Below are 7,665 nucleotides of genomic sequence, written 5' to 3' on the forward strand. Positions count from 1 at the left end.
ATTCTTACCTCCACCGTTTCCGCTCAATGCCCTGAATACTGAGCGTCAGGAAAACACCGGCTAATGTAAGATAAAAAATCACATCAGGTCCGCTAATCACACCTTTTGTGAAATTCGCGAATCGATTAGACAAGGAAAATGGAGAAAGCCAAGCTGTGATCGTACTGCTGCTATCTGTAAAGGAATCAATCATCCACAGCACAAGTAATATAATGAAGCCAGCCACTGCTGATACCATCTGATGTTGGGATAAGGACGACGCAAAGAGCCCAATTGCCATCATCGAGGCACCCATCAAAAAGAGGCCAAGTGCGGACAGCCATACTGTCGTTTCATTAATATCACCATACAAGGACATAATAAGCGGGTAGGTCAGACTGCATAGAATCAGGAGCAGTAAAATGACCAAAGACGCCAAATATTTTCCGAACACAATTTCAGTTACGCTCGTGGGTGAAGTCATTAATAGTTCGTCGGTTCCCTGCTTAAATTCTTCCGCAATAAGACGCATGGTCAGCAGAGGTACAATATAGATCAATAAAGATACGGTATCTCCGAGCACAAGCCGGTAGTCCACAATACTAGGCTGATAGTAGACAAAGCTCATAAAGAACAAAAAGCTCGACAACAATACATAAACTGCAAAAGCAAAATACGTAGTCGGAGCAAGAAAATAGGACTGAAGTTCTTTATAGAAAATAGCCATCATCCGTTTCATTTTCGCTTCCTCCCTTCTTTCTTGGCTTTCCCGGTCTCCTCGCTAGAAAGCTCGCTGCCATTTTCTATTTCCGTCATCGTCAGTTTCTGGAACACTTCTTCCAGTGTCTGATCCTGTTTCTTCATTTCTAGAATTGGAATATGCTCAGAAGCAAGCATGTTAAAAAGTTCCTCTCTATAGTCATAACGAGATGGGGTGCTCAGTTGCAGCTCTAATAATCCACCTGATTGATTATGCATCCCCACGGAGATCGGATGTTCTTGAGTATCTCCCCAAGAAGTCAGAATAGGCAATATATGATCTGCTTCTCCTTTTACCGTAAGATGAACCTGGAATGCATCCTCCATGGAACTTCCTATCGAATCCGGTGAACCATCCAGTACAAGTTTTCCTTGGTTAATAATAAGAACTCGGCTGCACAAAGCACTTACTTCTGGGAGGATATGGGTGCTGAGTAATACGGTATGATTCTCTCCTAACTCTTTGATTAAATCCCGTATCTCCATAATCTGGTTCGGGTCTAGTCCAGACGTTGGTTCATCGAGAATCAGTAAATCCGGCTTATGGATAATGGCTCCTGCCAGTCCCGTCCGCTGTTTATATCCTTTGGATAAGCTTCGAATCATTTGGTGTTCTCTTCCGATCAGTCCAAGTCTGCTTACCATCTCATCTATTCTCAGCTTCTGCTCCCTTGCAGGGACGTCACGTAATTTTGCGACAAATTTTAAGTAAGACAGCACGGTCATATCTGGATATAATGGGGGGGTCTCTGGTAAGTATCCGATACGAGAACGAACTTTTCTCCCCTGCTCATGTACAGACATTCCATCCAGGAGAACTTTACCTTCAGTTGGTCTTAAATAACCAGTAATCATTCGCATGGTTGTTGTTTTCCCTGCTCCGTTTGGGCCCAGAAAGCCAACAATCTCTCCCCGCTCCATTGAGAAATCAAGGTTCTGAACCCCTCTTTGACCATTGTAAGTTTTACTTACTTGATCTAATTTCAGCAAAAGACTCATCCTTTCTGCTTCTCTTCTCCGTTCATTAACGGTTATTCCCAGTCTAGCCTTATAACAATAAACGATTCTTAAATGAATCTAAAAGAATCCTTAAAAAAATGTGTCTAAATTGTGAACTGACACCTATCCACCCACACCGTCCCCCCATGTTATACGTACCTTATCTTATTAAAAGTAACGGGAGGGGTATGTCTTGAAAGTACTATTTACTTTCTTTATTCCAAGCGGCGGTGTGGAGACGCTTAATCGGCTGCGCTGTGCAGCCTTGAAACAACATGGTATCGAAGCACATACCTTATATCTCATGCCAGGCACCGGACTTCAGAATACTACAGGTACGGTGTTTACCATGTCAGATAATGAGGAGATTCGTGCGCTTTTGGAAGAGCAGCAATACGATGCCGTCATTTCTACTTCGGATATTAATATGCTGGAACGGCTCCGTGTTTTTCTTCATTACAAAGGAAAAATTATCTTCGAGGCACAGGGACTCGGCACAAGGGAAGCGGCTGTTGAGACCATCGAAATGGCTTCTCCTTATCTGCAAGCCTATGCAGATGCTGTTCTTATTCCTCCAACCACCCATCTCCATCAACTTTTTTTGGACATGTGCCCGTTTATGCACCTGTTTATTATTAAAGGAATGCTCGATACAACGAGTTTTGCCCCGCTTGAAACCGACATCCCCCCCTATCCAGCTTTACTTTGGGTCGGTCGTCTCGAATTTAATAAAAACTGGCGGGAATTTCTCCACATTGGTCACCGCGTAATCCAAGAAAAACCGGAAGCAAGACTATGGTTTTTTCATGACCCTACCCTTGCCTTTTCAGCGGATGAACAGCAGTTCTACGAAACATTAAAAACGCTCCATTTGGAAGATAAAATCGGTATTTTCAGCAATGTTCCACACTCCAAGATGCCGATGTACTATTCCATGGCAGCGAGATCAGGCGGAGTTATGATTTCTACGTCGATTATGGAGGGCTTTGGATATGCGGTGGCTGAAGCGATTAGCTGTGAATGTCCTGTAGTCAGCACGGATTCTGACGGCGTAAGAGCGTTCATTACACATAATCAAACCGGTAAATTTTATCCGCTGGGTCAAGTCGAACAGGCAGCAAACGAGATCCTGGAACTGATGAACAATCATACGATTCGTACGCAGATTCAAAAGGCAGGCCGTGAGTATCTCGTCTCTCAATTTTCCCCAGATGCTTATGCTCATTCGTTCCGTCAAATGATGAACGCCTTGGCTATTTTTTAACAGGAAGGAGCACACTTCTTCATGAAAATACTCATGGCAACCTTCTGGGGACTACAGAACCTTGGGGGGATCTGGACGTATATTCGGCAGTTATCGGAGTGGTACGCGGAACATGGAATAGAAGTCGATGTCATCGGAACCGATATGCAGAAAGAGACCGTTTATATATTAAAAAAGGGATGGTTATTCGAAAAAAAGGCGGTCCTCCCCGCCCTGCGTTCCACATTTACTACCGACCATGTTCCAGTACTTCATGCAGACCCCTATCTTGCTTATCTGGAACTGAATCGGTATGCCTATGAACTTGGAATGGCCTACCTAGGAACCGAATCCTATGATCTGATTCATGCCCAAGACCCGATTAGCGCATACTCGATTTCCCGTGTAATGAAGCGCAAGGTTCCGCTTGTTACGAGCTATCATGGTTCACTGCATTTAGAAGGATATCTCGATGAACTGCAAATGAACCCAGCAGCGCGTAAAGAAGATTATTTACGTACCCCGCTAGGAAAATACTATCAGACGATGGAACAACTCGGCATCGCTGCATCCGATGGATTTATCGTCTCATCGAGCTGGATTCAGCAGCTAATGCAGCAGTTTGGTGCACCTCCCGCTGCATTCAGCCGAATTCCTTATGCGGTAGACCTGGTTCAGTATGATGAGCTTGCAGCAAAACAAACTTCATATCCTGCTCCTCCTAACAAAAAGGTGATTGCTTTTACAGGTCGCTTGGAATACATCAAAGGGATTCATGTTCTACTAGAAGCGGCCGCACTTCTGAAAGAGTACAGAGAGGATTTTGTCATCTGGATCGCCGGGGAAGGAAGTATGGGACCACTCTACAGAGAACAAACGGAGCAAAAAGAATTACATGATTATGTGAAATTTTGGGGGATGGTCAATAATGTGCCTTCGTTCCTAAAAAACGCCCATATCTATGTACAGCCGAGTTTGCAGGATACTCAGCCTTTCTCCGTTACGGAAGCACAGCTTGCAGGAATTCCTGTCATTGTGGCGGATACCGCCGGTATGCCGGATATGGTAGTAGAGGGCAAGACCGGATATGTCGTTCCTCCTTCTAATGCTGCCGCCCTTGCCGATAAGCTTGACTACCTGCTCACCCATCCTAAAGTAAGAACCCGTGTTGGATCGGCAGCGCGTACCTGGGCACGTAAATATCGTTCACTGGAGCGGCAGGCGGAGGATACCCTTGCGGTTTATGAGCGGTATATCAAAAAGGATCGGATGGCAGAGCGTGGACAAGACGAGAAGGCTGATATGAAAATCGGGAGAGGCGCACGAACGGAATGTATGAGTACATCATCAACTTTCTCTCTTCATCAGCTGCCGATTTCTTCCGAACTTCTAGCAGATTTGATGAGCAAAATTCCCGCCGATTACCGCTTGCCTGATCGGAAGGTAATAAAGGAAGGAAAATAAAAAAAGCATATTTCACCTCTATAGAAAATGACAAGTTTTTTGCGATTAGAAATCGGTCCAATGAGGTCCTATTTCTCCAATCTCAGCCAACTTGTCATTCTTCTTTATTTATAGGAAGATGACGAGTATAGTTTATATCTTCTAGCTTAAACTACAGAAAAAAAACCTTGGCAGCATTAATACCAAAGTTCTTGAGAGATTGGGTAACTAAAAACATGAAAAAAGTTTCTTACAACTATATAGGTAACATTGTTTGAATGAGCTATCGTTTTTCCGTTAGCGTAACAGTTTAGGACGAACCTTACTTTAATATTCTTTTCTTAATTGTATGGATTCTTTTATCCAATCATTTAAAAGAGTTGTACTTACTAAAATGTCCTCACCTATTTTGAAAATGGGAAATAACATACCAGTATATGAGCCTTGTGTTTTCAACATTGTTTCTTCTGTGGAGATTATAGTGTGTACTTGAGATTCAGTGATGTTTAAGTATTTAGCTGTTTCTTGAATTGTCATTAAGGCTTTATTAGAGATTTCATTATTATCTGTTGCACTACTTATTGATAATTGACTTCCTTTGATAATAAAGCAACCAGTAATGATTGCAATTCCTAAAATTATAGAGCAAATAACGTTACTAAGATTTTTCATAAATATACCCCCATTAATTTAACTCATATCGTTATTACAGTTAACATCCTTGCTACAAACTTCATATACTTTCCCTCCCTAAAGGTATTCGCGAAGTGATTAAACTAACCTGCCTAGTAGCCAATAGCTTAAAGAAAAAGCAACCGGTCTATTGATCGGTTGCTTACTTTTTCTAATTAAACTATCGTTTTCTCGTTAGTTGAACGAAGATATGATTATTGTTTAGTCCATTATAGTCAGCTTCTGTAAATTCACATTTTTCTACTTGACCTTCACTAGCTTAATATTATATTGCAATAATTCATAAAAAACACAGTTAACAGGCTATCCCTCTGATATAAATAACTTTCTATCTTTTTTATGTAATAATATTCCATTTATCACTAGTTTTATTATACTTTTATTAGAAGTGATTTGTTAATATATATTAATTGATTCTAGATAAAGGAGGATTTTTCTTGAAGAAAATAATGATGATTGGTGGCGGAGTTGTTCTAGGGCTTATAATTCTTGTAATTGGTTTCATTTTTTTTACGGTGTACTCTCTTAACACCCCAGCGAAAAGTGATCCAGAGCTTGCCGCTTATAATGAGGAAAGAGTTAAAGAGTATTTAATTGAGGAAAAAGGGTATCTGGAGAGCGATATAGCTAGTTTTGAAGTTGTCAAGATAAAAAAAACAACTGATGAAACAGCTTCTGGATATCTAACCTATGTTGAATTCTCAAATGAACTTAATAAGATGTATTCTTATAGATTAGGGGAAGATGGTGAAGTCGAACAGCTGGGAATTACTGGAGGTGCTTATAAGCATAAAGAATAAATAATAATCTTATAAAAGATGCTACCAGTTAATGCAACGTCAAATACGTGCATAGTATTAGTTTACTTATACAAAACAGATAATGCTTGATTCAAGCGAGTATAACGTAATCATAGACACAATGAATGTGGCCACAAGTGGGTATGTATAACTGTTATATGAGCAGCAAATAGGATATTATGTTGAGCCTAGTGCTTTCTTCTCCTAGCGAAAAAGCAACCGGGTGTTGTTGATCGGTTGCTTACTTGTTCTTCTTGAACTATCGTTTCTACTAGGTAGCTTAATGAGTTATCCTAATAAAATCAATCATTCGGCTCCTATAGAAATTAACTAAAAGAAAAGATTTTGAATTGTGTTATTAAGTAGACAGTAATGAGTACATTTATTGCGAGTATAAATGTTTTTTTCAGATTAACTGAATATTTTTTTAAATAACGACGAAAAACAAATGAAAGTAAGGTCATGATAACAAAGTACCCAATCGGTATAACGAAACTATAAAATACTTTTTCTGTTGCACCAATGTCACCTGGTGGGGCATCTGTTGCTGTGAATCGCCCCATTGCTATCCATATCTTGAATACCCAGTAAAATAAGAATGATGTGGTCGATATAACTAATAGATAAGCTACATAACTAATTACGCTAAGGTTAATCTTCAAACAGTTGCCTCCGATTTTATGCGATTTTTCATTATAAAGCCTTTAAGAAGCAATTACTTCATTAAAACAAGAAAGATTGTTGTATCCACATCAAGAAGCTCAGAAATCCTGTTATGCTGAATGTGATTAAGATAGTTACTATTCCTCTTGAAACAGACTTTAAATTTTTCTTACCTGTTAGTCCTATTATTCCAAGGATTAAAGTTGTTAACGAAAGAATGTAAACAATATTAAAGGCGTCTGGAACGGATATTTTATGGATAAGTCTATAGATTTCTATCCAATATGGCATTGTCAAATACGAAACTAAACAAATTATTGAAAGGAAGAAAGACCATAAATTTAATTTTTCTCTCATAAATTTCACCTCCTCATATAGTTAATTAGGCATAAGAAATATACGGTGGATTTTGAGAAACTTAAACGATCGTATGTGTCCGACAATCCTGAATGTTGTGGTTTTTGGTTTAATTAGGCAGGTTTGAAGCATTAACTATATAGCATAATAACTTCTAATCACAATACAGAAATTTACATCTAGAATTCAGTTAAAAGACAAGAAACACATAGGCTGTCCTAAAGTGGGTAGAGCATTGGTTGGAACGAACATAATCAGATGATTCTCCGCTCTGAATCTTCATTAAGCTATTCTGCTCGTAATTGAAAAGACAGCAACCACGATTGGCTGCCGTCTTTTATTTATTATTTATTCAACTATCGTTTTTCGTTAGCGTAACAATAAATTTAGATTATAGCATTGAATCCGCTATCTTCTGGATTTCCTGATCATCAAGTGGCCTTCCTGTAAAATCAGTAATAATATACTGTATTCCTGAGTCAACAAAAGTTAAGCTTTTATAATCTCTATTTAACAAAATAGCTGGAACTTCTCCTTTTAAGAATAATTTCTTTGCATAGGAAGCTCCATCATAATGCTTAATACGATCAAATTTTTTATTTTCTTTACTAATGCTTAATAATATTTGATCTCCTGCCTCAAATCCATAATATCGGACTTCTATTTGTTCTTTACTGATATCTTTTGTTTCAGTTTTTTTTATATTGTAAGGAAGAAACGTAGGAAGAG

General features: G+C 39.3%; 8 protein-coding genes. 3 read left to right on the forward strand and 5 right to left on the reverse strand.

Annotation, left to right across the window (positions count from 1 at the left end; translation table 11 throughout):
- Window positions 1–4 precede the first annotated feature (4 nt).
- Both KJS58_RS20215 and KJS58_RS20220 read right to left on the reverse strand, forming a co-directional pair.
- A complete protein-coding gene (locus KJS58_RS20215) occupies window positions 5–718 on the reverse strand; it encodes an ABC transporter permease (protein ID WP_213535250.1) in 714 nt (237 codons plus the stop codon).
- Window positions 715–1,728 carry an ABC transporter ATP-binding protein gene (locus KJS58_RS20220; RefSeq protein WP_249717683.1) on the reverse strand — a complete coding sequence of 338 codons (1,014 nt, stop codon included), beginning with the start codon at window positions 1,726–1,728 and terminating at the stop codon, window positions 715–717. Before KJS58_RS20220 ends, KJS58_RS20215 begins: the two co-directional genes overlap by 4 nt.
- Window positions 1,729–1,930: 202 nt before the next feature.
- Here KJS58_RS20220 and KJS58_RS20225 point away from each other — a divergent pair, with 202 nt between their 5' ends.
- Window positions 1,931–3,001, forward strand: coding sequence for a glycosyltransferase family 4 protein (locus tag KJS58_RS20225; RefSeq protein WP_213535253.1), 1,071 nt, complete (start codon window positions 1,931–1,933; stop codon window positions 2,999–3,001).
- A 21-nt stretch (window positions 3,002–3,022) separates the two neighbouring features.
- A complete protein-coding gene (locus KJS58_RS20230; protein ID WP_213535254.1) occupies window positions 3,023–4,444 on the forward strand; it encodes a glycosyltransferase family 4 protein in 1,422 nt (473 codons plus the stop codon).
- A gap of 306 nt (window positions 4,445–4,750) precedes the next feature.
- Here the strand turns inward: KJS58_RS20230 and KJS58_RS20235 are convergent, their stop codons facing one another.
- On the reverse strand, window positions 4,751–5,095 hold the full coding sequence (locus KJS58_RS20235) for a MerR family transcriptional regulator (protein ID WP_213535255.1): 345 nt from the start codon (window positions 5,093–5,095) through the stop codon (window positions 4,751–4,753).
- 458 nt (window positions 5,096–5,553) lie between these two features.
- Between KJS58_RS20235 and KJS58_RS20240 the strand changes: the two genes are divergently transcribed.
- Window positions 5,554–5,916, forward strand: a complete 363-nt coding sequence (locus KJS58_RS20240) for an EGFR-like transmembrane domain-containing protein (RefSeq protein WP_213535256.1) — start codon at window positions 5,554–5,556, stop codon at window positions 5,914–5,916.
- A gap of 723 nt (window positions 5,917–6,639) precedes the next feature.
- Here the strand turns inward: KJS58_RS20240 and KJS58_RS20245 are convergent.
- Both KJS58_RS20245 and KJS58_RS20250 read right to left on the reverse strand, forming a co-directional pair.
- Entirely contained in the window at window positions 6,640–6,936 is a 297-nt protein-coding gene (locus KJS58_RS20245) for a hypothetical protein (RefSeq protein ID WP_213535257.1), read from the reverse strand.
- 391 nt (window positions 6,937–7,327) lie between these two features.
- Window positions 7,328–7,665 (reverse strand): DUF4367 domain-containing protein (locus KJS58_RS20250; RefSeq protein WP_213535258.1); only part of this gene is annotated, 338 nt, incomplete at its 5' end.

Origin of the sequence: Paenibacillus sp. J45TS6, from assembly GCF_018403285.1 — a bacterium.
Lineage (GTDB): Bacteria > Bacillota > Bacilli > Paenibacillales > Paenibacillaceae > Paenibacillus.

What these genes read in the sequence shown, in the direction of transcription:
- KJS58_RS20215 (WP_213535250.1), bottom strand. Translation starts at nt 718, where the DNA reads ATGAAACGGATGATGGCTATTTTCTATAAAGAACTTCAGTCCTATTTT.
- KJS58_RS20230 (WP_213535254.1), top strand. Translation starts at nt 3,023, where the DNA reads ATGAAAATACTCATGGCAACCTTCTGGGGACTACAGAACCTTGGGGGG.
- KJS58_RS20235 (WP_213535255.1), bottom strand. Translation starts at nt 5,095, where the DNA reads ATGAAAAATCTTAGTAACGTTATTTGCTCTATAATTTTAGGAATTGCA.
- KJS58_RS20245 (WP_213535257.1), bottom strand. Translation starts at nt 6,936, where the DNA reads ATGAGAGAAAAATTAAATTTATGGTCTTTCTTCCTTTCAATAATTTGT.